This window comes from Paenibacillus campinasensis, from assembly GCF_002272015.1.
Classification (GTDB): Bacteria; Bacillota; Bacilli; order Paenibacillales; family Paenibacillaceae; genus Paenibacillus_AQ; species Paenibacillus_AQ campinasensis.
Window position 1 is genome coordinate 1 of sequence record NZ_NPBY01000149.1, and the last position, 348, is coordinate 348.

The window sequence follows — 348 nt, forward strand, 5'->3', positions numbered from 1 at the left end:
ATTGCGGCCGTACTGATCGCTGTTCACCTTCACGTCGCCGTAGAGCAGCTCCCGCGCATCGAAGTGAAGGGCAGCATGACGAATTTTGTGCAGCATTAACCAGGCGGTCTTGTAAGTGACGTCAATCACTTGACTGAGCCGCATTGCGGAGATGCCATCCGGGAGCAGGAACAGATCCAGAGCCATGAACCACTTGAGCAAGGGCAGCCGGGTTCCTTCAAAAATCGTGCCCACCAAAGCCGATGTCTGATGCTTGCACCGTCCGCACTCGAACAACGGGACACGCCGGGAGTTCAGACGACTGCACCCGGTATGGTCACAGCGAGGGCAAACGAAACCGTCTGGCCA

The 348-nt window shown here is 57.2% G+C and carries 1 protein-coding gene; it reads right to left on the reverse strand.

All coding sequences use genetic code 11. From position 1 onward, the window contains the following. A partial coding sequence (locus CHH67_RS25810) for a transposase (protein WP_179292229.1) occupies nt 1–348 on the reverse strand: 348 nt, incomplete at both ends.